Genomic DNA, 23,626 nt, shown 5'->3' on the forward strand with positions numbered 1-23,626 from the left:
AGCTACACCCGCATGGTGTGTGGCGCGGTTTTTAACAGTCGGTCTTTGGGGGCGCAAGCGGTTTTTGATCTGAATTCGAAATTTCTTCCCGGTTTCCTCTGTGGGTAGAAACTACCCGTTATTCCGAAGCGTCAAGGTTCTCTCCGGGCATGTTTGACAATCTCATTGCAAAGCACGGAAGACACGGAAGACGCAGAAACAGGTTGGTCAAGAAAGCGGTGCGCCTACCCGGATGCAGAAGACAGATCGTCTCGGAAATGGGGGGATGACAAGAGGAAACGCAACATCAGTCTGTTGCGTTTCTCAATGCTATTCGCGGGGTAACTCGTGGCGTTCGGCAAGTTTGGTCAGGGCTGCGACGGTGGCCTGTTCGACCGTCGAGCCAAAGCCGGTAACGCGGCCTGCGAGAATGACATAAAGCGAATCAATATGAAGCTGGATGACAAGCAGCTGTTTTTCATTGGCGGTGGTACGGTCCGCAACGAAAGTTTCCAGCGATTTTGCAATCTGGGTCATCAACGGGTACTGGAACGTACCGCCAAGTGCCTTGACCGAATAGGCAAGGTCTGAGCTGCTGGCCACGGCATCGCTGCGTTTTGTCTTGTCGCCCAGTGCCTGGATGATCTGGCGGCGGCAATCCATCAGGTCCTTGCCGACGTCGCGGACAAAGGTTTCGGAACTGCGTTGCACAACCTGTTCAAGCTCTTCGAGCTGCTCGGGGGACAGATTGATGTCAAATCCCTTGATGAAGTTGACAGCTCGCCGCTTCAAATCGGTTTGGGCGGGAATGATCTGTACATTCTTCTTTTTCTTTGGCGCGTCCGGCTTCACGATTGCTCCGCTTCCCCAGTCATAATGGGTCATTCGTCAAGGCTCCTTCGGTCAGGACCATCAAACTGGACCTGCCTGCGGCGTCGGTCAGGACCAAAATACGTTCCGGTATTGATGAAACGTCGTGGTCGAGCAATGACCGATACCAATCGACTATAAAGTGCCTTGGCATTGAATGGTTTGGCAAGAAATTCCGTAATACCAAGGTCGCGTGCGGTTGTTACGTAACGGTGTTCCGAATGCGCAGTCAGCATGATCACAGGAATGAACCGGTTGGGCGAGTTGGTCGAATTGCGCATGACGTCAAGAAATTCAAGACCATCCATGCCACGGAGTCGCCATTCACACACAACGATATCAATCTTTTCACTGCGCAAGACATCAAAGGCATCATTCGGCGTTTTTACGCGCTGAATGTGACTGGCACCGAGATAGGCCAGTGTGTCGTAGACTACTTGAGCTGAAATCTTGTCCCCGTCAACGATCAGAAAACTGATTTTACTAAAGTCGATTTTCGCGTTCATCCGGCCTCGTTTCCTGAGCATCATCACGAATATGCGTCGCTGTTCAGGGACTAACAGCAGCAATTCATCTCGGTTGCTGTTGTATAAACCCTTATACCTTTGTCTGGTTTCCAGCAAGGTCTAACCGCCCCTGATGATGCTGGAGAATCTGACAAATACTGACCTGAGATCAGCAGCAGGCCTGAACTTGCGACGTTTACGTCTTGTTTTTTGAATGCTCGTATCCGGTCCGAACCCACCCATATTGGAGGTGGCGGTCATTTGTAAAGAGGGTGATAGATTATTTCATCGGCTTTGTGGTGCCGTCATTGTCGATCACCTGAACAATGACCCCGGATTCGTCAAACATTTCGGTCGAAATCTTCATATCCTGTTCCCAGCGTTCAAGAAAATCCGCGGTAAGTTTGGTTTTATCCACGAAGACCTCGGCGATTCCGGCCTGAATGATGGCGCGCGCGCAGTCACAGCACGGGAAGTGGGTAACATAAAGCGCGCAACCATCAAGAGATGTGCCGGTATAGCTGGCATTGTAGATGGCATTGCGTTCGGCATGTTCGGTATAGGCGTATTTTTCCGGGCGCTGGTGGCGGCTTTCGACAGCGTCATCCACACCACGCGGGAAGCCGTTATAGCCAACCGCACGGATTTCCTTTTTCGGGCCGATGACAACCGCGCCGACCTGCGTGCTGCGATCCTTTGACCAGTCTGCGATATGGGCTGCAAGACCAAGAAAGCGGTGGTGCCATTTATTCATTGAATGAAGCCCTGTTTGCATCAATGTGATCGGGGCATTTCGCGTGCGGCGAATGCGGCTTTTCACCTCTTTTAAGAGGGGGCTTCTTGTAATTGTCCAGTGAAAAATCACATTTTTGTAAAGGCATTTAAAGAAAAGTCCCTGTTCAAATAGGGGCTGATTGACTATTAAGGGGTTACCCCCAGAAAAATATCAGGACGCCCTGACGCCTCGCCGCAGATGCAGGCCGAAGCGGTAGGGCTCACGTGTAAACCAAATAACAAGAGGTAGTAGCTGATGCGCCGTCAACGTAAGGCGAAAATCATCGCGACCCTGGGGCCGGCGAGTTCAAAGCCAGAAATCCTCGAGAAAATCGTGAAAACAGGCGTCGATGTATTTCGCCTGAATTTCTCGCATGGGGAACACTCAGAACATCTGGCCCGTTTTGAAGCTATCCGCGCTGTCGAAGCAAAGCTTGGTCGTCCGATCGGAATTTTGATGGACCTTCAGGGGCCGAAAATCCGTGTTGGCACCTTTGCCGACGAGAAGGTAGAACTCGAAGCTGGTGACACCTTCAAATTCGACATGGACAAGACGCCGGGTGACAACAAGCGCGTTTCCTTGCCGCATCCGGAAGTCTACGCAGCCCTGAAACCGGGTGCGAACCTTTTGCTTGATGATGGCAAGCTGCGCATGCGTGTTGAGAAATGCGATGACAAGTCGGCTGAATGTACGGTCATCACCGGTGGTCCGCTGTCAAACCGCAAGGGTGTTAACCTTCCTGACGTCATGTTGCCGCTGTCGCCGCTGACGGACAAAGACCGTGCCGATCTGGTTTACGGTCTGGAAATGGGCGTCGATTTCGTCGCGCTGTCGTTTGTTCAGCGTCCCGAAGATGTCGCCGAAGCCCGCAAGCTTATCCAGGGCCGTGCAGCCATCGTTTCCAAACTGGAAAAGCCGCAGGCAATCGAGCATCTCGACGAGATCGTCGAGCTGTCTGACATGGTGATGGTTGCCCGTGGTGATCTTGGTGTGGAATGCCCGCCGGAAGATGTTCCGATTCTTCAGAAACGGATCATCAAAGCCTGCCGTGAAGCTGGCAAGCCGGTGATCGTGGCAACCCAGATGCTTGATTCCATGGTATCGAACCCGGCACCGACCCGTGCAGAAGCATCTGACGTCGCAACTGCGATTTATGACGGTGCCGATGCCGTGATGCTGTCGGCAGAAAGTGCTGTTGGCAAGTATCCGCTTGAAACCGTTTCGATCATGGACCGCATTCTGGTCCGTGTTGAGCAGGACGAGCTTTACTACCGCATGCGTGATGCCAACCGCCCGGATCCGGAACATAACGCACCGGACGCGATCAGTGCCGCAGCCCGTCAGGTTGCTGCCACGATCGGCTCCAAAGCCGTGGTCAACTATACCACGTCCGGTTCCACGGCATTCCGTGCCGCGCGTGAACGTCCGGAAGTTCAGATTCTTGGCCTGACCCCGCGCATTCAGACTGCACGTCGTCTGGCGCTATGCTGGGGTGTGCATCCGGTCTTTACCCGGGATGCGACCAACTTTGCCGAAATGGTCGGCATTGCCTGTGAAGTTGCCCAGCGCGAAGAATTTGCCGGTCCGGGTGATTCACTGGTGATCACCGCAGGTGTTCCGTTCGGAACGCCCGGTGCGACCAATATCCTGCGCATTGCATGGGTGAGCAACTGATCGGGATCATCAAGATATCCGGATAACAGATTTAACAAGCGGGCGGCCGGATCGGTCGCCCGCTTTTTTGTGCCCAAAGGCCGGATACGGGCAGGGGAGAGGGCCGGTATCGGTAAATTTCGGTGCGGGAAAAGCGAGCAGGTTTGCCGAACTTTCGCGGTGAATATCACCGGTTTGTATAGTGCGCTGTATTGTTAATGTTTTTTTGAGTCTTTGCGTCGATAGTCTATTGGTAATCAAGGCTGTGCCAGATGGTTTCAGCCTTTGATGTTGGGGTAATGAATTTATACGTCTAGTCTGGTTGTGTATCACTGTCGGTTCTGGTTAAACTGTTCTGACAAAACATAAAAAACACAGGTATCTGCATTGTTTGATGCCTGATATGCCGCCAGGCAAGGGACCAGGGGAATAGCTGCGATAATGCTGAGTTGGATGTTCAATCGGCAGAAAAATACGGGTGACGCGGGGCTTGATGACAAAGCCACTGCCAAGCTTCGTGATCTTGCTGAAACTGTCCGTACAGTCGCACCTGATGCATTTTCTGCCGATGCCGGCAATGCGCGTGGGCGGTCGATCCCCCGCAAAAGCTCCAGCGAAGAGATTTCAGAACAAAGCGCGCTTGAACATGCGGCACGCCTTTCAACGGAAATGGCGCATGCTGATGATGACGATGATGCTCCGGATTTTGACAGCGATGTCCGTATGGATGTTGCGCGCCGTTTGCGCCGTCACCTGCATGATGTCAGTCCGTCCGAGCGCCTTGAGATGGTCGAGGAATTTGTCGCGGCCATTGCCAATATGGGTGAATGCTATCGCCCGCAGGTGATCAATCTGATTGAGCAGGAACTGGGCCATACGCCTTATATGACCCGTCAGGCTGCAAGCCGCCTGCGCCAGGACATTCAGGCTATTGGTCGGGTGTCGATCGGTGAATATATCGAACTTCTGAGCGATTCCGATTTCCTTGATATCATGCGCGGACGCGGCGAGTTTGTTCAGACCGCTGCCGAACGTGCGCGTGAAGAACAGGAAGCCGCGGCAAGAGCACGCCTGATCGAACAGAAAGCCGAGAAAGAAAAAAGCAGTCTTCTGAACCGGTTGCTGTCATCTGACGATGCGCCGCGCAATGTAGTGTCCATGACCCCGCATTTCGCAGAACGCAAGACAAATGCCCCGACAACATCGGGCAACGACCTTATGGGTGGGCAAAGCCGCATTTCGCGTCAGGCCCAGCGTCGTGTCGCGCATTTCATCATGGCATCGCTGTTTGATACGCTGGTCGAGCAGGGACGCATGCGCACCGAAGTTGCACGTGCCCTTCGCCAGTCCGTGCGCCAGCGTATTGAAAAGGCCCGGTTTGAAAACCGCATGCCGCTTTATGCAGCCGATAGCACAATGGCGATGGATGTGACCGATGACGTGATGCTTGATCACGAACAGGAAGCCGCATCAAACCAGAAAATGACGATTGATCAGTATATTCTTGATGCGGTATCGCGCAACGAGGACGCACTTGTTGTGCAGTCCCTTGCGCATTACGCACAGATACCGGTCAGTGCTGTCTCGAAAATCCTTGATTCCGGAAGCGCGCGCGCGATTACTGCCCTTGCATGGCGTGCGGGCATGACTGCACCGTCATCGGTGGTGCTGCAAATCAGCAACGGCATTCCCGAAGCCAATATCGAAAGCCCGGCAGCGGGGGGACGGTATGCGATGGCCTCAACCGATATGGATTGGTATATCGATTTCTTCAACGACACCAAGCCCGCCACAGCGCGTACACGTGTCGAAAAGGAAACGGTTGCACCGGCTGTAAACGCCAAGCGGAACCCCGGTTTGAACCCGAATATCCGGCCGCGAACGGGACGCAACAGCGGTGGCCTTGAAGGCTTGGTCTCTGACAAGCGACTCACCAAGGGTCCAAAAGGAGACTGAGTGCCATGAGCAGCAATCACGGCATCTCGTATGACGCGTTGAAATATGCGCTCAATATCAAGGAAAGTTATCAAAGCGGCGAACCATTGACCGTAACCGGCGCAGCAAAGCAGCAGCGTCTTTTGATGCCGGAGCATTTGCTCAGCAATGATCTGGCATTGATGCAATATGATGATCCTTTGGCACTTGCCGTGATTGCGACCCGTGACCCGGAAAGCCCGATGGCGCTGGCGGCTGCGATCCGCATGGGGCCGCATGCCAAATGCAAGGAACTGATTACCGGCGTGTTTGAAGTCGTTTCCGATGCGACCAAGCATGAGCTGGTTGCCGATTGCGCCAAGCTTCTGACAAAGAACGCCTTTAGCCCCGAAGCATTCCATCTGGTGCGCACGCGCGCATCCAACCATGTTGTTGAAATCCGCGAGGCATATCGCCGGGCGATGGCCGATAATTTGCGCGCACTTCTGGATGGCAAGATGGCGGCGCGCGAGTTTGTCGAAGAATTCATCGAGCTGGCATCAAACGGAAATCTGCGAATTGACATCTATCGCCGTCTGGTGATGAAGCTGATGCGATCAGACGCGGTGCGGCCAAGCGTGAAATTCATGCTGCTCGAACGGCTGGACCGGTTCCCGCAGATGGTGAAGCTTCAGATTGTTAACGAGGTTAACTCTGCGCCCGATACACCGGAATATCAGACCCTGAAGCAGGAATTGCGCTGGATCTACGAGACCAAGCAAAAGCAACAGCAACAGGCACCGCAAACCCCGATCAATGCCAGCAAGCAGCAACCAACGGCGGCCGAGCTGGTGGCGCGTTCACAGATTGACTTCGGGGCGGCAGCCGGGATGCATCGGCGCAATGCCATCATCAAACCGGCCGAGCCGCAGCTTGCACGTAATGCCAACCCTTCGATCATGCGAAGCGGTGGGTTCAGCACGCGCGAACTGTCTTCCTGGCTGAACTAGAGCTCGTCCAACAGTGCCCGACAAATATCGGGCAGGGTCAGCTGACCAGACGGGACGCGGTTTCAGCTTTGCCAAGCGGGGTATGAAGCCCGATCTGTTTTTCCAGATAAATTGTGCAAATCACGCGTAACAGCGATGCGAAGTTTGGAATGTCGCCACGTTGTGCGACAACTTCGTCATAAATCTTGCCCAGAAATTGCGGGGTGGTGAAACCTTCACCCGACGAGATTTCATCAAGGATTTGCCAGAATCGCAGTTCAAGACGCAGGCTGGTTACCACGCCATTGATCCGTACAGAACGGCTGACACATTGATAAAGTTCGGGTTCGGCACCTGAATAGATTTGACACATGAGGACGGCCTTTCCTGTGATGCGGTCGGTTTTGTATTCCGACCGCTTTTTTCAGGGCCCGTAACCAGTCCAAAGGCAGACCCTGCAGAGTGTTTAACACCAGAGGTCCATGGTCAGGGAAAAATCGCCCAAACGCAACTCACGATTGGGCGATATCCGGTTACAAGTTGATTTCAGTGCCAAGAACAGCAAGGAAGGCGGCAAGCCATTTCGGATGCGCAGGCCATGCCGGAGCGGTGACAAGATTGCCATCGGTGCAGGCATCATCAATGGCGATGTCGGCATAAATGCCGCCGCCCAGTTTGACTTCGGGCGCGCAAGCCGGATAGGCCGAAACCGTGCGTCCCTTGATGATGTCGGCTGCTGCCAGAAGCTGTGCCCCGTGGCAGACCGCAGCAATCGGTTTGCCAGCGTCATTGAAGTCACGCACCAGACGAATGACGTCCTCGTTCAGGCGCAGATATTCCGGGGCGCGACCGCCGGGGATCAGAAGCGCGTCATAGTTTTCCGCGCGCGCAGAAGCAAAATCCGCATTCAGTGCAAAATTGTGACCGCGTTTTTCGCTATAGGTCTGATCGCCTTCGAAGTCATGGATTGCGGTTGCGACCGTATCACCAGCTTTCTTGTCCGGGCAGACCGCATCGACCTTGTGGCCGACCGCAAGCAGGGTCTGAAACGGGACCATGGTTTCGTAATCCTCGGCGAAATCACCTGTGATCATCAGAATTTTTTTGGCAGACATTTGATATCCTCCCGGGGGATGTTGTGGTTTGTTTTGTCCTTCACGGTCAGAAATCATACGCCTGTAAGGTGGCATGCGGGTAACAGCGGGCTACTACACTGGCAGCAAGTAGCTTTCGTCAGGAACTGGCACGACACGGACGCAAAAAAAAAGAGGCCCGTTGGGGCCTCTTTTAAAGGTTGTGATTTGCGCGGATCAGCTTTTGCTTTCGGTCGGCTTTTTCGCAGCTGTGGTTTTGGTTGCGGTTTTGGCCGTTGTCGCGCGCGAACGGGTCGCCGGTTTCTTGGCTGGTGCCTTTGCTACCGGTTTGGCAACAGTTTTGGTCGCACTCGCCGTTTCCGGTGATTCGATGACGTGCAGATCGCGTTGCGGGAACGGGATCGAGAAGCCGGCGGCTTCCAGTTCGGTTTTCGATTTGCGGGTCAGATCAAAGAAGGCCGGCCAGAAGTCAGCCGTCGCTACCCAGCCGCGTGCGGTCAGATCGACCGAGCTTTCGCCAAGGGTGGCGACAAAGCTCATCGGTTCGGGGTCTTTGAGAACGCGGGGATCGGACGCAACGAGGTTTTTGAGGAACTCAAGTCCGGCATCAACATCGTCGTCATAGGAAATGCCAACCTTGATGTCGAGGCGGCGGGTCGGGTTGCGCGAATAGTTTTTGATCGCGCTGTTCCAGATTTGCGAGTTCGGCGCAGAAATGAACACACCGTCCGGCGTCTTGAGCAGAGTGGTGAATAACGAGATTTCAACCACGGTGCCCGAGACCGAACCTGCTTCAATAAACTCGTCAATCTTGAGCGGGCGCAGGATCAGGATCATTACGCCAGCGGCAATGTTGGACAAGGTGCCCTGCAGGGCCAGACCGATTGCCAGACCGGCGGCGCCGAGAACCGCGATGATGCTGGTGGTTTCAACGCCGAAATTCGACAGGACAGCGATGATGACAAAGACCAGCACGGCGTAGCGGACAATGCTTGCTGCCAAAGGTTTGAGTGTTGCATCAACAAACTTCGCATTTTTCAGCGAATGGCGCACAAGTGCCGAGGCGCGACCGGCGAACCACCAGCCGACAGCAAGTATGACAATTGCGCCTAGAAGATCCATGCCAAAGCCGAGCGCAAACTCCTTTAGCATTACTGTGATCTTGGATACATCGGTTTCGATCATTTGACCCTCGTCCGCTCTGTGTCTTGGTTGTATTGGTTGATACTCATACGACGGTATGAGAGAATAAGCATTACAGGTTTATGTGTTCTTGAAAAGTGTGTACCGACACCCATTTCTTTCTACGGGTATGGAACAAATCGCGTTTTCGGTCGTTTTGAGACATAATATTACCATCTTTGGTGATAAAGTATCCGCTGAATAACAACCTTCACGACAGGGGTAAGACATGCAGCTTCGTCCGACTATTCTTTGTGCACTTGGTGGTGTAGCGCTTCTGAGTGCATGTAGCAGCGTAGATAATTCCGGTACTGCAGCTATGTATGGCGGTAACCCACTGACATACAGCAGTTCCGTATCTTCCGCGATTTCCGGTACCGAACCCGCAACCGCATTCGGCAAGGCGCTGAAGGCTGAATATATTGCCTATGCGCAGCGTGAAGCGGATGAATGGTACGACTTCTTTGATGCTGATTTCTTTGCCAAGAAAGCTGGCAAGGTCGTCGAAGATGAAAACATTCTGCCGGAAGATCCGGCAAACTGGCGTTTCTCGGCAGAGGAAGTTGCACAGAAACGCGCTGTTCGCGATGAACTGATTGCGCTTCTTGATGATGGCAAGCGCGAAGAAAAGCCTGATACCGCTGCCGTTGCGCAGGCACGATTCGATTGCTGGATCGAGGAAAGCGAGGAAGGCTGGCAGGATGACCTGATTAGCCAGTGCTGGAAAGATTTCGAAGCAGCAATGGCCGAGCTTCGTGCGGTTGAACCGGCACCGATGGCTGCACCGGTTGCCGCCAAGGAAGCACGTCTGTTCACGATCTTCTTCGATTTTGACAGTGTTGCGATCACCCCGGTTTCCGAGCGCGTTCTTGATGCGGCTGCGGAACAGTGGGCATCCTCGATGGGCAATGTTGCAATCGTCGGTCACGCCGATGCGTCAGGTTCTGCTGCCTACAACCTGAAACTGTCCGAGCGTCGTGCGCAAGCCGCCCTTGACCAGTTGACCGGTCGTGGCATTAAAGCCGACCAGATCGACAGTGATGCCGTTGGTGAAGGTGATCTTCTGATCCCGACTCCGGATGGTGTTCGCGAACCGCGCAACCGTCGTGTGACGATTTCGGTCGACTGATTTCCGTCATTTACCAAATCTTTGGCAACGAGGTGGCATCATGCCACCTCGTTGTTTTTTTATGTGCTTTTTTCCGTGCCGGACACTTTCGCGGGAATTACAGTTGAAATTCGGATTAATCTGCATAATCTCTGCGAAAGATTTCGATACGTAAGAGTGAGAGGCGGGGACATATGATAAAGGCCATCAAGGCGGTCTTTTCGCGACGCTCGGGGGGCGTAATACTTGCACTGGCCATGGCGTCAGCAGCAATCACACCGGCAGCAATCGCCGCCGATATCACCCCAGTCGTTCCTTTCGAAAAATATTATGCTGATCAGCGCGGGGATGGAAAATACCTGCGATTTAATGCCTTCTCCGGTGAAATTCCGGGGAAACGCATCAAGGCGCTTTTGCGTTCCGGGCAGGTGATTGGCGACCGTATTCTTCTTTCCGAAGATGTCGCTGTCTATTTCCCGGATGGCTATATCGTTCAGTCCCAGGCGCGGTTTGGAAAATATATCCCCAAGACCAGTATCGAGCCCGGCTCGATATCCAAACGCGAACATCTTACTGAAAACCCGCGTTATGCCCTGGTCGAACGTTTCGATACGATCCTGGGGCGTGAATGCGCACGCACCGAATATGCTAACGGGTTTGCAGCTCTTCGCATCAAGCCTGACGGGGTAGTGTCGCTGGTGCTCGAAACATCGGGTCTTTATGACCAGATCATGGATGAGCACACCACGACCTACAATGTGACCAGTGCGGTTCAGCCGGTCTTTATCGGCAATCAGGGCTTGATGCCCGAGTTGATGGCAAAATGCGGACGCGGTTAGGCTGATAACCATCCCTATGATCGAATGTATAAAGGCACCGGTTTCCGGTGCCTTTTGTTTTGCCGGTTGATCGGGGATTGATCTGAAATGGCAGCTCAGAACAAGCGGGGAATTTCAATAGCCGGGCAGCGATCCATCACGGCCGTCATACCATGTTTCTGCGCCTTGATTGCGGCATCCGGGGCCAGGACTCCAAGCTGCATCCACACCGCTTTGGCGCCGATTGCAATGGCCTCGTCAATCACACCGGGCGCATCTTCACTATTGCGGAAAATATCGACCATATCGACCGGTTCGGCAATGTCGGCAAGAGTGGCAACAACCGTCTGTCCGTGGATTTGTCCGCCAGCCTGACCCGGATTGACCGGGATGACGTGATAGCCGCGATCAAGCAGGAATTTCATCACCCGATTGGATGGCCGTTCGGCCTTGGGGCTGGCACCAACCAGCGCAATCGTTTTTGTGGTTTCGAGCAAGGCTTTGATATTCTGCTCACTCGGGTTTTCAAACTGGGGCATTTGATCCATCCATCATCAGGGGTGATGATGTGATAGTTATATGTTTGCGATTGCGGTGCAACTGTTTGCGGTCAAGTGCGGGCAGGCAAAGACGGGAAGCCCGTTCTCGCGGAAAGTTGATGACGAGTTTAAATGACGTGGCCGGTCAAATGCGCTTTGAGTAACAGACAGACACACTAGAACAGGCTTTGACTGCATGTATCCATGGCTTGACCCGTCCGGACGTTTTTCCGTTTTCAAACTGGCTGTTTTTATTGCGTTGCTTGTGCCCGGTGCCTTGTTACTCTGGCCGGTGATCGCGCAGGGCGGGGCAACGATTCCGGTCAAGGACGCGATCCTTCAAAGCGGTGACTGGACGATCCGCATATTGCTGATTTCGCTTTTGATCACGCCGTTGCGCCGCATAACCCGGTTTTCAAAGCTTGTGCAGGTGCGCCGTCAAATCGGGGTCGGGGCATTTTGCTATGCGATTATGCATCTTTGCCTGTATGCGATCAGCCAGAATCTTGATCTTGGCCGCATAGCAAGCGAGATCGTCTTGCGGATCTATCTGACCATTGGCTTTGTTGCGGTGCTTGGTCTTGCGGTTCTTGCTGCGACCTCGACCAAGGCCGCCATGCGCAAGCTTGGGGCGAAATGGGGCCGGTTGCACAAGCTGGTCTATCCCATTGCCGTTCTGGGTGTGGTCCATTTCTTTTTGCAGTCCAAGGTCGATGTCAGTGAGGCGACCCTGATGGCGGGATTGTTTGTTGCCCTGATGCTGTACCGGTTTGCGCACTGGCGCGGCTGGGCCTTGCGGTCTGCCAGCACACTGATTGTCATTGCGCTGGTTTCCGGGCTGACAACGGCGGGGATTGAATATGCCTGGTACGCACTGGCTACCGGTATCCCGGCAGATCGGGTGGCAGCGGCCAATCTTGAATGGATGTGGCCGCTACGCCCGGCATGGAATGTGTTGCTGGTATCGCTTGTGATGGTGGTGATTTACCCGTTTGGCCGGGACGGTGCAGGGCGGGCAATCATGTCAAATCTTGCAGGCAGTTTGCGTCTTAAGCCGCAGCACTCGCGCGGCGGGTAAGGGCGGTCAGAAGGCCGGCCCCGATCATCACACCACCCCCGACACGGGTCAGACGCCGCATGGCTTCGGGTTTGCGGAACCGTTCACGCAATGCACCGGCCATGATGGCCCAGATGGCGACATTGACTGCGGCAAGCGTCACGAAGGTTGCCGTCATGACAATAAATTGCGGCAGGACCGGACTGCCTGCTGTGATAAATTGCGGCACAAAGGCGATGAAAAAGACAATGCCCTTGGGATTAAGGGCGGTGACCACATAAGCCTGAAGGAACATGCGCGACGGACGGTTGCGTTTGGCATCAGGATTGTCTTGCAGAATATCGGGTTTTTCGCGCCACATCTTGATCCCAAGATAAATCAGATATCCCGCCCCGCACAGTTTTAGCACGGTAAAGGCATCTGCCGAGGTTGCAAGCAGTGCACCGGCGCCGGCAAGCGACACAGTCATTGCAGTCAGATCACCCAGGGCAACACCGGGAACCGTTGCCCATGCGGTTTGACGACCTTTGCTCAGCGCGTAGCTGACGACAAGCATGATGGTCGGCCCGGGAATAATCAGGATGACGGTGCATGCAACAACAAAGGCGAGCCAAATTTCAAACGGCATGGTTGTAACTCCGACAAATATATTATCCATTCACAAAGAACCGTCGGCATGATTGTGTCAAGCCCCCTGCAACCATGCATAGCGGTTCGCTTCCGGCTATTCGTGACGCCATTGCGGATGGCGCTTTTCAACAAAGGCATCGATCCCTTCGCGCGCATCATGCTTTTGCATATTGGCGGTCATGACGTCGGAAGCATAGCCATAGGCATCGGAAAGCGGCATTTCGATCTGTTTGTAGAATGCCTGTTTGCCAAGTCTTACCGTCATGCCGGAACGTGCGGCAATTCCAGCGGCAAGGACCGCAGTGGCAGCTTCAAGGTCGGCCTCGTCAACCACATCGGAAACAAGCCCCATGCTAAAGGCAAGTTCGGCGGGAACCGGATCACCTGTCAGCAACATCCGCATGGCGTGTTTACGAGCGATATTGCGGCTTAATGCGACCATCGGGGTCGAACAGAACAGCCCGATATTCACGCCCGGCGTTGCGAATTTCGCCGTGGATGCCGCAACCGCCAGATCGCAACTCGCAACCAGCTGACACCCTGCTGCTGTTGCCATGCCGCGAACCCGCGCAATAACCGGCTGGGGCAGGGACACGATGCGCATCATCAACCGGCTGCATTGTGCAAACAGACTGGCATGCTGATCGCATTCCGATATGCCACCCATTTCCTTAAGGTCATGACCGGCACAGAACACCGGTCCCTCGGCCGCAAGAATGACACACCGGATGTCAGGGGAATTTGCGATCTGGTCAAACGCATCCTGAAGGGCCGTCATCATCGCCCCCGACAGGGCATTGCGCCGGGCAGGGTTGGACATGACAAGGGTGACATATCCATCATGATCATGCCGGATGACGAGTGGGGACGGGGCTGTTTCTGTGGTCATGGGTTCCTCCGTGATGCCTGTTGGTGGTGTCGTTTTTAGTTTTTCTTCTACAGGTGATCGTAGTAGAATTGCACGCAATGGGTCATCAATAAAACCCTTTAGGCGCATCGCATTGATTGTCGCCAGGATAATAAGTCAAACGGTCAAAAAAACCGTAAGGTTGTGGATGAGTGATAGTGATACGCGGCGTCCCAGCCGGGCGCCGAGCCGTTTTGTGTCCCGCCAGAAAAGGCAGGAGGCACTAAGAACGCAGAAACCCGTCCGTGAAACGCCGATTAAACGGTTTGATCGGAAGGACGTAATGGAGCGCGATCTTGAACGATATCGCGCCGAGGCACGCGCGCGCCTGCTTCAAAAAGGGTTTGATATCCCGGCCTTCCTGATGCCCAAACCCAAGGTTCTTGACGAAGACGAGGGGGAAACACCCCAGTCATCCGATACTGATTTCCATGACTATCGCCCACCAGTGATGATGGGCCCGAAACCCGCCCCTATGGTCAACGACAAGAAAATTGCCGAGACCAGACCCGAGCCGGTCCGAAATCCGGTCCGGCCCAAGCCGAACCGGCATGTGCATGTCCAGAACAAGTTTTCCGGGGCGGCGGCCTTGCATGGAGGGATGAATGGTCCGGTGGCGAACAATGCCGCCCGTGAAGCCGAACAGGCCGCAGCCATCGCACAGGAAAAAACGGCTTATGACGACTATGTCGAAAGCCTGAATGGCGGTGCGACCTTGCTGGATCGGGTCCGAGAAAAGGACAATTCAGGTGACTTGGTCGGGGCGGAAGACATTCAGGGGCGGGTGGATGACCTCAAGGAAAAGGAAGTCCGTCAGTCGCGTATTGATCTGCCCGACAACACAGCAAGTTGGGCTGCGCGCGATGAACTTGATCGCAAACGGATGGAGATCCTTGCAAAGCAGGAAATGGCACGCGGCAAGTCGCGTCGGTCCAACCGAAAGCCGATGACATGGGACAAGTTCCTGCCGCGTGTGGCGGCTTACATGATCGCGGCGGTTGCGGTCGGCTATGTACTGGTGCTGACGGTTAATGAATTCTCGGCAATTATCGGGAAATAGACCGCTATTGTCGAATAGTTGCCGTAATCCCCATATATAGAAAATGGAAACAAGCTTTCAAATGAACTGTTTTGGGGCAGTTCATATGCAGATCGAAAAGAACACAAGGCTGATATAGACGCGGGGCGTGAGTGACAGACCATCAATAAGGGGGCCGTCAGGATCGTGATGCACAGAATTGCATCATGGAAATGACCGGAAATTTGCGTTTACCCTTGTTGCAGGAGCCAGCGAATGACGCTGTGATATCGCCATGATGAATGACGAGACTGGTCAGGAAGGCCGCCGCCCTGTTTATCTGCCCGAGAACCGGTATCATTGGGCGTCCAATGATGAGGTCACTAAGCCTGTTGTCGATTTGTCGCGCGGTCCTGTCAGAGCGCGTTTCAAGCGTAAGACCGGTTCTTCCCCGACATTATCGCCCGGCGAATGGATGCGCGAGAATTTACCGCAAATCGGGGCGACCGCCATTGTTGCCATTGTGATTGGCTGTGTGGTGGTGGCGATCTATACCGATGTGGCGGGCATTGTTCTGCGATAATCCGGTTCACATTCCATTGCCAATCTTGTGACTTCTGGTGCGCAAGGTGAGCCTGTCGCCTGCTTGATGCGGGTTGCTTTTTGTCTAAAATATTGACGTTAACGTAAACGTTATGTCAGGCTGTGGTGTCTTTATCAATAAAGCCAAGACAAAACTGGCAATCTGGGGAGGCCCGCATTCATGAATAATTCCCGAACCCGGACCGGGATCACACCGGCGGATTTTGACGCGATCATGCGTGAAAAGGTTCCGTTTGTCGGTGACATGGGGGTCCGCACCGAAAGCCTTGAACATGATACCGCCATTCTGAGATTGCCTTTTTCGGAACGCTATCTGCGTCCGGGCAATGTGGTAACGGGGCCTGCGATCTTTGCGCTGGCCGATATTGCGCTTTATGCGGTGGCCTGGCTTGTGGTGCCGCAGGCTGATCTGGCGGTCACGACCGAGGCTACGGTGCATTTCCTGTCGGGGGCAAAGCCCGGAGACCTGATTGCCGAAGCCAAGATCCTTAAGGCGGGCAGGCGGCTTTTGATTGCCGAATGCCATATTCGATCAGACGTTGATAACAGTCTGTGTGCGCATGTGATCGGGACATATGCGATGCCACCGGATCAAAAATAGCCCGAAATCGTGTGGTAAAATAATACCTATCTGTTTAACTTATTGATTTTAAATGAAATATTCCTGTTGTTTTCCTGTTGAATGCTGGCATAATGCGCCGACTTTCAACGAGGGACGTTTCCCTCCGTGGAACCCAGTTTTCGAGTATAGATATAATGAAAACCTTCACTGCGACACCGAGCGACATCGAGCGCAAATGGTTCGTGGTCGACGCTGAAGACGTCGTCCTTGGCCGCCTTGCTGCTGTTGTTGCCAACCGTCTTCGTGGTAAACACAAAGCAATGTTTACCCCGCACATGGACTGTGGCGATCACATCGTCATCGTCAATGCCGAAAAAGTCAAACTGACTGGCCGTAAACTTCAGAACAAGAAGTTCTACTGGCACACCGGTTACCCGGGCGGCATTAAAGAACGCACCATGGACAAGCTCCTGAACGGTGAGCATCCGGAACGTGTGATCATCAAAGCTGTTGAGCGTATGATGTCCCGTGGTCCGCTGCGCAGCCAGGTTCTTTCCAAACTGCACGTTTATGCTGGTACCGAGCATCCGCATGAAGCTCAGAAGCCGGAAGTCCTCGACGTTGCGGCTATGAACGAAAAGAACAAGCGGAGTGCTAAATAATGGCCGACACCAAAACTCTTGAAGATCTCAAGGATCTGGCACAGGGCGGTGAAACCGCAGCTGCCGAAGGCACCCTGCCGGAGCCGAAGATCGACGCACAGGGCCGTTCCTATGCAACTGGCCGTCGTAAAAACGCAATTGCACGTGTCTGGATCAAGCCGGGCTCGGGTAAAGTCACCGTCAATGGCCGTGAATTCGAAGACTACTTCGCACGTCCGGTTCTGCGCATGGTGATCAACCAGCCGTTCGGCGTTACCGATCGTAAAGATCAGTTCGACGTCGTTTGCACCGTTTCCGGTGGTGGTCTTTCGGGCCAGGCTGGCGCAGTTCGTCACGGTATCTCCCGTGCGCTGACCCTGTTCGAGCCGGCACTGCGTGGTTCGCTCAAGGCTGGCGGGTTCCTTACCCGTGACTCGCGTGCAGTTGAACGTAAAAAATACGGTCGCGCCAAAGCCCGTCGTAGCTTCCAGTTCTCGAAGCGCTAAACCGGCACGCTTACGCGATACGCGATTTCAAGAAGGCCCGCTGGTTCAGCGGGCCTTCTTTTTTTGTGCTTTTTTCACGGCAATTGTGGAAAAGCAGCCTTTAAACCCCTGATTTGAAAGGGACCACCATTATGCAGTACAGAAAGCTGCACGACGCCGACCTCGATGCCGCAAACGCATTCCTTGCCAATCATGCAGCGACCAGCATGGTTCTGCGCGGGAACCTGCGAACTGCCGGTATCGAGCGACGCCGTCATCCGCTTTCTGGAACGTATTTTGGTGCGGTGGATGCAAGCGGTGCGATCAGTGCTGTCATTGCGCAGTTTGGCAGTGGCAATGTTTTTGTCCAGTCGGGCAATGAAGCAGGCGCGCCGTCGGGGCTGGTTGATGTGTTTCGCTCCGAAATGACGGGTCCGGTTGCAGGTGTGTTCGGAGATGCGGATCAGGCGGCTGATCTTCTCGATCAGCTTGGGCTTTCGGATGCGGATTTTGCGATCAATGCGTCAGATTTTCTTTATGACCTCGATCTTGCCAAGCTGATTGTGCCGATCAATGCGCGGGCCGATGATTTTCAGATGGTCGATGCGGAAAAGGTTGAACGCAGCACGCTTCTGAGCTGGTTGCGCGCTTATGAGATCGAGGCACTGGGGGCCGAAGATACCCCGGTTCTGGATAGCAAGATCGCATCACGTCTTGTTCATGCCCTTGATGCACGCAACATGTGGGCGCTGATTGTTGATGGCAAGGCGGTCAGTCTTTCCGGATTCAATGCCCAGATGCCCGATATGGTACAGGTCGGACCGGTCTGGACCCCGCCGGAATTCCGGTCCAACGGTTATGCCCGCATTCTGGTTGCCAAGACACTACTGGCAGCACGCGCGCGCGGGGTTACCCGTGCGATCCTGTCAACCGACAGCGAAGCTGCTGCCAGGGCCTATGAGGCGCTTGGTTTCCAGAAGATCGGGCGCTATCGCTTGGCGCTGCTTAAAAGCCCGGTCACACCAAGTGTGACGGAGCGTGCCCTTTCTTGATGCGGATTGATGCTGTCAGAGGCAGGTGCCAATCCATTTATTCACGATTGTTATATGCATGCCACCAGCGTTGATGCTGGTGGCGTGTGTTTTCTATGATCAGGCCGTGTCACCGAAATTTGACAATCGAAGATATCGATTTGGGCGCATGGCGGTTAAACTTGCTTAAAGGGTGTGCGGCCATAATGGCTGGCTTGAAAATCATAGATGATGTGAATATTTGCCTGCCCTAAGGGATATCAGAGAGGAAGATTGATGAAGAACTACTTCGTGATCACAGCCGGACGTACCGGCTCTGCCTGGCTGGCGGATTTTCTGTCTGAGAACCTGAAAATAGAAGCAATCCACGAACCGCTCGAGATTGATGATTTTGGCACCCGGATGCCGGATATCCGGACCATGAGAACGTTCAATAACTTCGGGAATAACGACTTCATCAAGGATTTCTGGCAGCGAAAGTTCAAAACCATTCCGGATGAAGGCATTTATGCCGAGACAAATCATACCCTGTGCAAATGCGGGTTGGTCGAGAATGTCATCGCAAATGACCGGGCTGATTTCACAACACTGATTATTCTTAAGAGAAATATTGTAAAACAATGTGTTAGTTATCTCGTCCGCCATGATTTCGGTAATATCACGATCCCTTGGCAGTGGTATCTGCATCCTTCCTATTCAAGAAAAATAATCAATGCTCAGGCGTTTTCGCAGTTTGGCGCATTGGGGATGCCGCTTTGGTATTGTTACGAGATGGCTGCGCGGCAGGAATATTACCGGCAGAAATATGCCGACAAGATCGAAATGATTGAAGTGTCTCTTGATCAAGCGGTGCATGAAGAGGGGGCCAAGTCCTTTCTGAAAGGCCTTGGTATTGCCGGGGACTGCATCATGCCGCCGCAAAAAAATGCCAATAAGGCAAAGCCAAGCGAAGAAGTGATGAAACAGGTTTCGCATATTGTTGATCAGATCAATTTTGATGAGGCCAAAGTTGTCAGAGAGGCCATCAAAGGTGGTTTCAGTTTTGAGCCATAACTGAGCGGTCCCGGTGACAATCTTTGACAGCTTTCGGAAGCCCTGACGTCGTTTCTTGGCCTTTAATAGCTGTCATTCAGGTTTGATCGATCTGTCCGTCAGATGCCCGTAAGCCGGATGAGTAACTGCTGTGAAATGCAATCTGCCATTTCGTCGGATGAAGAATTTGGTTGTGCCGGTTGTGTTGGTGCTGGCAGGAACTTTTGGTTTGTTTTCATCGGGCAACGGTGCGCAGGCACAGGATCTTGCGCAGGTTCTGTATCGTTTTGAGAACCGGGCTTTGACACTTGGACGCTACGGGGCGGTTGCGACATTCCAGCAGCGGCTTTTTGCGCAAGCCGCCAATTGTGCCGGTAAGCCTGCCAATAGCTATGGCAAGGCCGATGGCGTGGTGGGGGCCAAGACCCGTCAGGCGATCATTGATCTTCAGCCATGCCTGAATTCGGCAGTACGTGCTGCGGTCGGTGCGGAAAGTTACGGGGCGATCACGACAGGTCTTTGGCGACTTTTGATGCCGCCGCAATTGCCGCCACCCGATGCAATCGAGCGGGCCAATCAACTGACCTTCGCACTGGAAGGAACAGATTACGACGTGATCCAGTTCAATTTCTGCCAGTCCGCCAATCCGCGCAGCGGCAAGCGGTATCTTGAAGGCGATCCATATTGCTTTACCAATGATCCGCGCGCCTATCTGACATGGGGGCCGCGCGGGGCAACTGCCGGGGCAGGGGCGGAAATCCAGCAAATTCTGTTTGCGGCCGAGCGCGCCAATCCCGGATTGCTGCGTGATATCTTTGGTCCCTTTACCGAAGATATGCACAGACTTGCTCTTGGTAATAATGATGCGGCCTTTGATTTGTTGTGTGCGATCTGGGTGAATGACCGCGAACGTGCTGATTTTACCCGGCGTTTTGCCGCCTATGGCGCGCGTGCCGAGGTGCAGGAATCCTATCGCCGGGTTTATGATGCGGCCAATGCCGATGGCGGCAAGATTGCGCGATTCTTCAAATTGTATGCGTCAATAAAACCGCTTATCAGGCGTGATCCGACCGAGATTGATCTGGCATTTTTCATCGACCGCGCAACACATGGTTCGGTGCCGCCAAGCGACATCAGCCAGCTGGTCAGCCAGATGACCAAATTTGTCACCCGCACGCGCAATTTGCCAAGCCCGGGCAATCTGCGCAAACAGCTTGCCGCCTGGCTTCCGAGCCATCACAAATATAATGACCGGCTGGCGCGCGATGCTATCTTTCTGGTCGATGATCCCGACGTCGTGGTGTCGGACGCGCACCGTCGCATGTGGTTGCAGCGATCAGGTCTTAAAGCCAGTGATTTTGGCTTGTCGGATCGACGATATGTCGCAAGCTACCCGGTCGCGGCACCGACCGGATATGAGCAGATCGAGAAATTCTATACCGTTCTGCCACAGGACAAACGTGCCTGTCCGTCAACAGTACGCCGGGCACGCAAGAAATAACCGGCCTCATATACAAGCACCTCATCTACAAGCATTTGAGCATCATGCTTAATTTGCATGGGGATATTGCGGTTTATCAGGGATATTTGCGGCCTAATTGCTTGCATCTGGTGGGCTTGTTTGCCAACATCCGCACGTTATCAATACCCGTTCATCACGGGTGCCTAACTTGGAGCAAGATTTAAATGAGTGACGTCAAGGTCAAAGTCGGAATTCTCGGTGCCAGTGGCTATACCGGGGCAGAGCTGGTTCGCATTCTTGCGCATCATGCTGCCGCGGAAATCACCCTGCTGACCGCCGACCGACGAGCCGGGCGTCCGTTCGGGGAAGTTTTCCCGCATCTTGCCCATATCAAATTGCCAACCATGATCTCGATTGCCGAGGCCGACTGGTCAACGGTTGACGTGATTTTCTGCGCACTGCCCCATGGCACCACGCAGGAAGTCATTGCCGGTCTGCCCGCGCATGTGAAGGTCGTCGATCTGTCGGCGGACTTCCGCCTGTTTGATCCGGCGACCTACAAGGAATGGTATGGCGCAGAACATGCCGCACAGGATTTGCAGAAAGAGGTCGTCTATGGCCTGACCGAACTGCACCGTGAAAAGATCAAGAATGCACGTGTTGTTGCCAATCCGGGTTGCTATCCGACCCCGGTACAGCTGGCACTGACCCCGCTTCTTGAAGGCAAACTGGTTCATGCTGATGACATCATCATTGATGCCAAATCCGGTGTGACCGGTGCGGGCCGTGCGCCGAAGGAAGGCACGCTTTATGCCGAGGTGACCGAGGGCATTCATGCCTATGGCACCGGTGGGCATCGTCATGCGCCTGAAATCGAGCAGGGCCTCGCATGGGCGAGCGGTCAGGACGTGGTTGTGAACTTTTCGCCGCATCTGATGCCGATGAGCCGCGGTATCCTTGAATCCATCTATGTCAAAATGACCGATGGCACCACGGCCGAAGACATTCAGGCAGCACTCGAAAAGCGTTTCGAGGGCGAGCCGTTTGTACGTGTCCTGCCATTCGGTGTGACCCCGCAGACCCGTCATGTGCGTGGTTCGAACTACGTCCTGATGGGCGTGGTCAAGGATCGCGTACCGGGCCGTGTGATCATTGTTGCGGTTGAGGACAATCTGGTCAAAGGCGCATCGGGCCAGGCGGTTCAGAACATGAATGTGATGCTGGGCCTACCGGAAACCATGGGGCTCGAGATTGAGCCGCTGTTCCCGTAAGCGATCCGAAGTCAGATAAAATGACAAAAGGCGCACCCAGTCGGGTGCGCCTTTTGCTTTTGGGGCCGGTCATGGGCGCATGGCGCGTTCAAGCACGTCGAATATTTTGGGGTTCTGACATTGCGCCACGTTAAAGCGCATCAGATTTCCTGCTGATTGCGAGATGCTAAAGACATTGCCCGGTGCAAGGACCACACCATCGCCAAGGGCATTGCGGGCTACTTGCGCGGCATCGATCCCGTCGGGTAACGCACACCATAAAAACAGTCCGGCATTTGGCGTAACAACGGGATAGATACCAAGTGATGCAAGACGTTTTGCCGTCTGGGTCATGGTGTGCGAAAGCCGGTCTCGCAGCCCGTCCATATGTTTGCGATAGGTGCCATCCTTAAGCACGGCATGGACCAGTTCCGGGGCAAGATTACTGCTTGAAAAGCCGGTGGCGACCTTAAGGTCAATCAGGCCGTCAACCCATTCAGGCCGGGTAGCGATATAGCCGCAACGTATTGAGGCGGAAAGCGTTTTGGAAAAGCTTCCGATGTGAATAACCCGCTCCATCCCGCCCATGGCAGCCAGACGCGGGGACGGTTGGTTTTCAAAATCGGCAAAGATGTCATCTTCTATGATGATCAGATCATGCTGATCCGCAATTTTCAGAACCTTGTGGGCGACCTGTGGTGACAAAGACGCACCGGTCGGGTTGTGAAGGCCGGAATTGGTGATGTAAAGGCGGGGCTTGTGGGTGGCGAGGATGTCTGCAAAGGCATCAATATCCGGGCCGTTCGGGCCAAAGGGCACACTGACGATATTGGCGCGGTGCGCCCGCAAAAGCGCACAGAAATTGAAATAGCAGGGATCGTCAATCAGGACGGTGTCACCCGGTTCGATCAGAAACCGGCAGAGCATATCAATCGCCTGCGTACCCGATTCCGTCAAAAGGATCTGGTCGGGACCGGCTTCGATCCCGAAAGTCGCCAGGCGTCGTGACAACAATTGTCGCAAGGGCGCAAGGCCAAGCGGCGTACCATATTCGGTCAGAACGGTGTCAGTTGCGCGCGAAAGATTGCGCAAGGCGCGCCTGATCGATGTTTCGGGCATCCAGTCGGCTGGCAACCAGCCGCAACCGGGTTTGAGCATATCGGGTCTGGCATCAAGCGACTGGCGCGACACCCAGAACGGATCAATCGCCCGGTCAAGTTTCGGGCCGATCTGGGCAATCGACAGCGGCGCAGTGTGACCCGATACATAAAAGCCCGATCCGCGCCGTGACTGTATGGTGCCGTCGGCAACCAGCCGGTCATAGGCCTCGACCACAGTAGAGTTCGACACAGCCATCTGACGTGCGCAGGCGCGGATTGACGGTAGTTTGTCACCCGATAGCAGGTTGCGCGTTGCGATCCGGTCACGGATGGTTGCCATGACTTGGGAAACAAGGGTGCCATCCTTGCCGGTGGTGCTGTTGTTCGCGGGCCGGTGAAAGGTCACTGTATTGCCCTTTGT

Annotated in this window: 25 protein-coding genes; 15 read left to right on the forward strand and 10 right to left on the reverse strand. The window is 54.1% G+C overall.

The genetic code is table 11. The features are described 5' to 3' along the window. Window positions 1-309: 309 nt before the first annotated feature. The 3 genes from TH30_RS07830 to TH30_RS07840 all read right to left on the reverse strand — a co-directional run bounded on the left by TH30_RS07830 (window position 310) and on the right by TH30_RS07840 (window position 2,109). Window positions 310-864, reverse strand: a complete 555-nt coding sequence (locus tag TH30_RS07830) for a transcriptional regulator (protein WP_114097544.1) — start codon at window positions 862-864, stop codon at window positions 310-312. After that, entirely contained in the window at window positions 861-1,355 is a 495-nt protein-coding gene (locus TH30_RS07835; protein WP_068519226.1) for a response regulator, read from the reverse strand. Before TH30_RS07835 ends, TH30_RS07830 begins: the two co-directional genes overlap by 4 nt. Window positions 1,356-1,635: 280 nt before the next feature. Then, entirely contained in the window at window positions 1,636-2,109 is a 474-nt protein-coding gene (locus tag TH30_RS07840) for a deoxycytidylate deaminase (protein ID WP_114097758.1), read from the reverse strand. A gap of 276 nt (window positions 2,110-2,385) precedes the next feature. Here TH30_RS07840 and pyk point away from each other — a divergent pair, with 276 nt between their 5' ends. The 3 genes from pyk (at window position 2,386) to TH30_RS07855 (ending at window position 6,707) form a co-directional block, all read left to right on the forward strand. Next, a complete protein-coding gene (pyk, locus tag TH30_RS07845; protein ID WP_114097545.1) occupies window positions 2,386-3,804 on the forward strand; it encodes a pyruvate kinase in 1,419 nt (472 codons plus the stop codon). 420 nt (window positions 3,805-4,224) lie between these two features. Then, window positions 4,225-5,739, forward strand: coding sequence for a DUF2336 domain-containing protein (locus TH30_RS07850; RefSeq protein WP_114097546.1), 1,515 nt, complete (start codon window positions 4,225-4,227; stop codon window positions 5,737-5,739). A 5-nt stretch (window positions 5,740-5,744) separates the two neighbouring features. Beyond that, a complete protein-coding gene (locus TH30_RS07855; protein WP_114097547.1) occupies window positions 5,745-6,707 on the forward strand; it encodes a hypothetical protein in 963 nt (320 codons plus the stop codon). 37 nt (window positions 6,708-6,744) lie between these two features. On the opposite strand, the gene TH30_RS07860 is transcribed toward TH30_RS07855, so the two are convergent. From TH30_RS07860 to TH30_RS07870, 3 genes are all read right to left on the reverse strand, one after another. Continuing rightward, on the reverse strand, window positions 6,745-7,059 hold the full coding sequence (locus TH30_RS07860; protein ID WP_114097548.1) for a ribbon-helix-helix domain-containing protein: 315 nt from the start codon (window positions 7,057-7,059) through the stop codon (window positions 6,745-6,747). A gap of 160 nt (window positions 7,060-7,219) precedes the next feature. Next, on the reverse strand, window positions 7,220-7,801 hold the full coding sequence (locus tag TH30_RS07865) for a DJ-1/PfpI family protein (protein WP_114097549.1): 582 nt from the start codon (window positions 7,799-7,801) through the stop codon (window positions 7,220-7,222). A 195-nt stretch (window positions 7,802-7,996) separates the two neighbouring features. Beyond that, the gene (locus TH30_RS07870) at window positions 7,997-8,965 is read right to left on the reverse strand and encodes a mechanosensitive ion channel family protein (protein WP_114097550.1); all 969 of its coding nucleotides are present in this window, start codon (window positions 8,963-8,965) and stop codon (window positions 7,997-7,999) included. A gap of 226 nt (window positions 8,966-9,191) precedes the next feature. Here TH30_RS07870 and TH30_RS07875 point away from each other — a divergent pair, with 226 nt between their 5' ends. Together TH30_RS07875 and TH30_RS07880 are read left to right on the forward strand one after the other, a co-directional pair. Continuing rightward, window positions 9,192-10,091, forward strand: a complete 900-nt coding sequence (locus TH30_RS07875; protein ID WP_114097551.1) for an OmpA family protein — start codon at window positions 9,192-9,194, stop codon at window positions 10,089-10,091. 173 nt (window positions 10,092-10,264) lie between these two features. After that, a complete protein-coding gene (locus TH30_RS07880; RefSeq protein WP_114097552.1) occupies window positions 10,265-10,909 on the forward strand; it encodes a hypothetical protein in 645 nt (214 codons plus the stop codon). A 95-nt stretch (window positions 10,910-11,004) separates the two neighbouring features. Here the strand turns inward: TH30_RS07880 and TH30_RS07885 are convergent, their stop codons facing one another. Next, on the reverse strand, window positions 11,005-11,427 hold the full coding sequence (locus tag TH30_RS07885) for a CoA-binding protein (protein ID WP_114097759.1): 423 nt from the start codon (window positions 11,425-11,427) through the stop codon (window positions 11,005-11,007). A gap of 196 nt (window positions 11,428-11,623) precedes the next feature. Between TH30_RS07885 and TH30_RS07890 the strand changes: the two genes are divergently transcribed. Beyond that, window positions 11,624-12,505 (forward strand): protein-methionine-sulfoxide reductase heme-binding subunit MsrQ, encoded by an 882-nt coding sequence (locus TH30_RS07890; RefSeq protein ID WP_114097553.1) that lies wholly within the window; start codon window positions 11,624-11,626, stop codon window positions 12,503-12,505. Here TH30_RS07890 and TH30_RS07895 read toward each other — a convergent pair. Both TH30_RS07895 and TH30_RS07900 read right to left on the reverse strand, forming a co-directional pair. After that, window positions 12,477-13,112 carry a LysE family translocator gene (locus tag TH30_RS07895; protein WP_114097554.1) on the reverse strand — a complete coding sequence of 212 codons (636 nt, stop codon included), beginning with the start codon at window positions 13,110-13,112 and terminating at the stop codon, window positions 12,477-12,479. The genes TH30_RS07890 and TH30_RS07895 overlap by 29 nt on opposite strands. A gap of 96 nt (window positions 13,113-13,208) precedes the next feature. Beyond that, the gene (locus TH30_RS07900; protein ID WP_114097555.1) at window positions 13,209-14,003 is read right to left on the reverse strand and encodes an enoyl-CoA hydratase; all 795 of its coding nucleotides are present in this window, start codon (window positions 14,001-14,003) and stop codon (window positions 13,209-13,211) included. A gap of 301 nt (window positions 14,004-14,304) precedes the next feature. Here TH30_RS07900 and TH30_RS07905 point away from each other — a divergent pair, with 301 nt between their 5' ends. From TH30_RS07905 to argC, 9 genes are all read left to right on the forward strand, one after another. Further along, window positions 14,305-15,081, forward strand: a complete 777-nt coding sequence (locus TH30_RS07905; RefSeq protein WP_114097556.1) for a hypothetical protein — start codon at window positions 14,305-14,307, stop codon at window positions 15,079-15,081. A gap of 253 nt (window positions 15,082-15,334) precedes the next feature. Further along, entirely contained in the window at window positions 15,335-15,622 is a 288-nt protein-coding gene (locus TH30_RS07910; protein WP_114097557.1) for a hypothetical protein, read from the forward strand. A 180-nt stretch (window positions 15,623-15,802) separates the two neighbouring features. After that, window positions 15,803-16,243, forward strand: a complete 441-nt coding sequence (locus TH30_RS07915) for a PaaI family thioesterase (protein ID WP_114097558.1) — start codon at window positions 15,803-15,805, stop codon at window positions 16,241-16,243. A gap of 155 nt (window positions 16,244-16,398) precedes the next feature. Then, window positions 16,399-16,866, forward strand: a complete 468-nt coding sequence (gene rplM, locus TH30_RS07920) for a 50S ribosomal protein L13 (protein ID WP_114097559.1) — start codon at window positions 16,399-16,401, stop codon at window positions 16,864-16,866. Next, on the forward strand, window positions 16,866-17,351 hold the full coding sequence (gene rpsI, locus TH30_RS07925) for a 30S ribosomal protein S9 (protein WP_114097560.1): 486 nt from the start codon (window positions 16,866-16,868) through the stop codon (window positions 17,349-17,351). The genes rplM and rpsI overlap by 1 nt, the downstream gene beginning before the upstream one ends. 131 nt (window positions 17,352-17,482) lie before the next feature. Continuing rightward, complete coding sequence (locus TH30_RS07930; RefSeq protein ID WP_114097561.1) at window positions 17,483-18,382, forward strand: GNAT family N-acetyltransferase; 900 nt, start codon at window positions 17,483-17,485, stop codon at window positions 18,380-18,382. 255 nt (window positions 18,383-18,637) lie between these two features. Beyond that, the gene (locus TH30_RS07935; RefSeq protein ID WP_114097562.1) at window positions 18,638-19,414 is read left to right on the forward strand and encodes a hypothetical protein; all 777 of its coding nucleotides are present in this window, start codon (window positions 18,638-18,640) and stop codon (window positions 19,412-19,414) included. A 157-nt stretch (window positions 19,415-19,571) separates the two neighbouring features. Next, entirely contained in the window at window positions 19,572-20,894 is a 1,323-nt protein-coding gene (locus TH30_RS07940) for a hypothetical protein (RefSeq protein ID WP_114097563.1), read from the forward strand. A gap of 185 nt (window positions 20,895-21,079) precedes the next feature. Next, entirely contained in the window at window positions 21,080-22,126 is a 1,047-nt protein-coding gene (gene argC, locus TH30_RS07945; protein WP_114097564.1) for an N-acetyl-gamma-glutamyl-phosphate reductase, read from the forward strand. Window positions 22,127-22,195: 69 nt separating this feature from the next. On the opposite strand, the gene TH30_RS07950 is transcribed toward argC, so the two are convergent. Beyond that, window positions 22,196-23,611: an aminotransferase-like domain-containing protein gene (locus TH30_RS07950; RefSeq protein WP_472973930.1), complete on the reverse strand. Its 1,416-nt coding sequence runs from the start codon at window positions 23,609-23,611 to the stop codon at window positions 22,196-22,198. Window positions 23,612-23,626 lie beyond the last annotated feature (15 nt).

The sequence above is a fragment of the Thalassospira profundimaris genome (assembly GCF_003326795.1).
Classification (GTDB): domain Bacteria; phylum Pseudomonadota; class Alphaproteobacteria; order Rhodospirillales; family Thalassospiraceae; genus Thalassospira; species Thalassospira profundimaris_C.

Excerpts from the sequence above, each read along its gene's own strand:
- rpsI (WP_114097560.1), top strand. The coding sequence starts at position 16,866 with ATGGCCGACACCAAAACTCTTGAAGATCTCAAGGATCTGGCACAGGGC.
- rplM (WP_114097559.1), top strand. The coding sequence starts at position 16,399 with ATGAAAACCTTCACTGCGACACCGAGCGACATCGAGCGCAAATGGTTC.
- TH30_RS07895 (WP_114097554.1), bottom strand. The coding sequence starts at position 13,112 with ATGCCGTTTGAAATTTGGCTCGCCTTTGTTGTTGCATGCACCGTCATC.
- TH30_RS07840 (WP_114097758.1), bottom strand. The coding sequence starts at position 2,109 with ATGAATAAATGGCACCACCGCTTTCTTGGTCTTGCAGCCCATATCGCA.
- TH30_RS07935 (WP_114097562.1), top strand. The coding sequence starts at position 18,638 with ATGAAGAACTACTTCGTGATCACAGCCGGACGTACCGGCTCTGCCTGG.
- TH30_RS07860 (WP_114097548.1), bottom strand. The coding sequence starts at position 7,059 with ATGTGTCAAATCTATTCAGGTGCCGAACCCGAACTTTATCAATGTGTC.
- TH30_RS07890 (WP_114097553.1), top strand. The coding sequence starts at position 11,624 with ATGTATCCATGGCTTGACCCGTCCGGACGTTTTTCCGTTTTCAAACTG.
- TH30_RS07910 (WP_114097557.1), top strand. The coding sequence starts at position 15,335 with ATGATGAATGACGAGACTGGTCAGGAAGGCCGCCGCCCTGTTTATCTG.
- TH30_RS07915 (WP_114097558.1), top strand. The coding sequence starts at position 15,803 with ATGAATAATTCCCGAACCCGGACCGGGATCACACCGGCGGATTTTGAC.
- TH30_RS07885 (WP_114097759.1), bottom strand. The coding sequence starts at position 11,427 with ATGCCCCAGTTTGAAAACCCGAGTGAGCAGAATATCAAAGCCTTGCTC.
- TH30_RS07850 (WP_114097546.1), top strand. The coding sequence starts at position 4,225 with ATGCTGAGTTGGATGTTCAATCGGCAGAAAAATACGGGTGACGCGGGG.
- TH30_RS07900 (WP_114097555.1), bottom strand. The coding sequence starts at position 14,003 with ATGACCACAGAAACAGCCCCGTCCCCACTCGTCATCCGGCATGATCAT.
- TH30_RS07880 (WP_114097552.1), top strand. The coding sequence starts at position 10,265 with ATGATAAAGGCCATCAAGGCGGTCTTTTCGCGACGCTCGGGGGGCGTA.
- TH30_RS07930 (WP_114097561.1), top strand. The coding sequence starts at position 17,483 with ATGCAGTACAGAAAGCTGCACGACGCCGACCTCGATGCCGCAAACGCA.
- TH30_RS07940 (WP_114097563.1), top strand. The coding sequence starts at position 19,572 with ATGAAGAATTTGGTTGTGCCGGTTGTGTTGGTGCTGGCAGGAACTTTT.
- pyk (WP_114097545.1), top strand. The coding sequence starts at position 2,386 with ATGCGCCGTCAACGTAAGGCGAAAATCATCGCGACCCTGGGGCCGGCG.
- TH30_RS07855 (WP_114097547.1), top strand. The coding sequence starts at position 5,745 with ATGAGCAGCAATCACGGCATCTCGTATGACGCGTTGAAATATGCGCTC.
- TH30_RS07870 (WP_114097550.1), bottom strand. The coding sequence starts at position 8,965 with ATGATCGAAACCGATGTATCCAAGATCACAGTAATGCTAAAGGAGTTT.
- TH30_RS07875 (WP_114097551.1), top strand. The coding sequence starts at position 9,192 with ATGCAGCTTCGTCCGACTATTCTTTGTGCACTTGGTGGTGTAGCGCTT.
- TH30_RS07830 (WP_114097544.1), bottom strand. The coding sequence starts at position 864 with ATGACCCATTATGACTGGGGAAGCGGAGCAATCGTGAAGCCGGACGCG.
- argC (WP_114097564.1), top strand. The coding sequence starts at position 21,080 with ATGAGTGACGTCAAGGTCAAAGTCGGAATTCTCGGTGCCAGTGGCTAT.
- TH30_RS07865 (WP_114097549.1), bottom strand. The coding sequence starts at position 7,801 with ATGTCTGCCAAAAAAATTCTGATGATCACAGGTGATTTCGCCGAGGAT.
- TH30_RS07835 (WP_068519226.1), bottom strand. The coding sequence starts at position 1,355 with ATGAACGCGAAAATCGACTTTAGTAAAATCAGTTTTCTGATCGTTGAC.
- TH30_RS07905 (WP_114097556.1), top strand. The coding sequence starts at position 14,305 with ATGGAGCGCGATCTTGAACGATATCGCGCCGAGGCACGCGCGCGCCTG.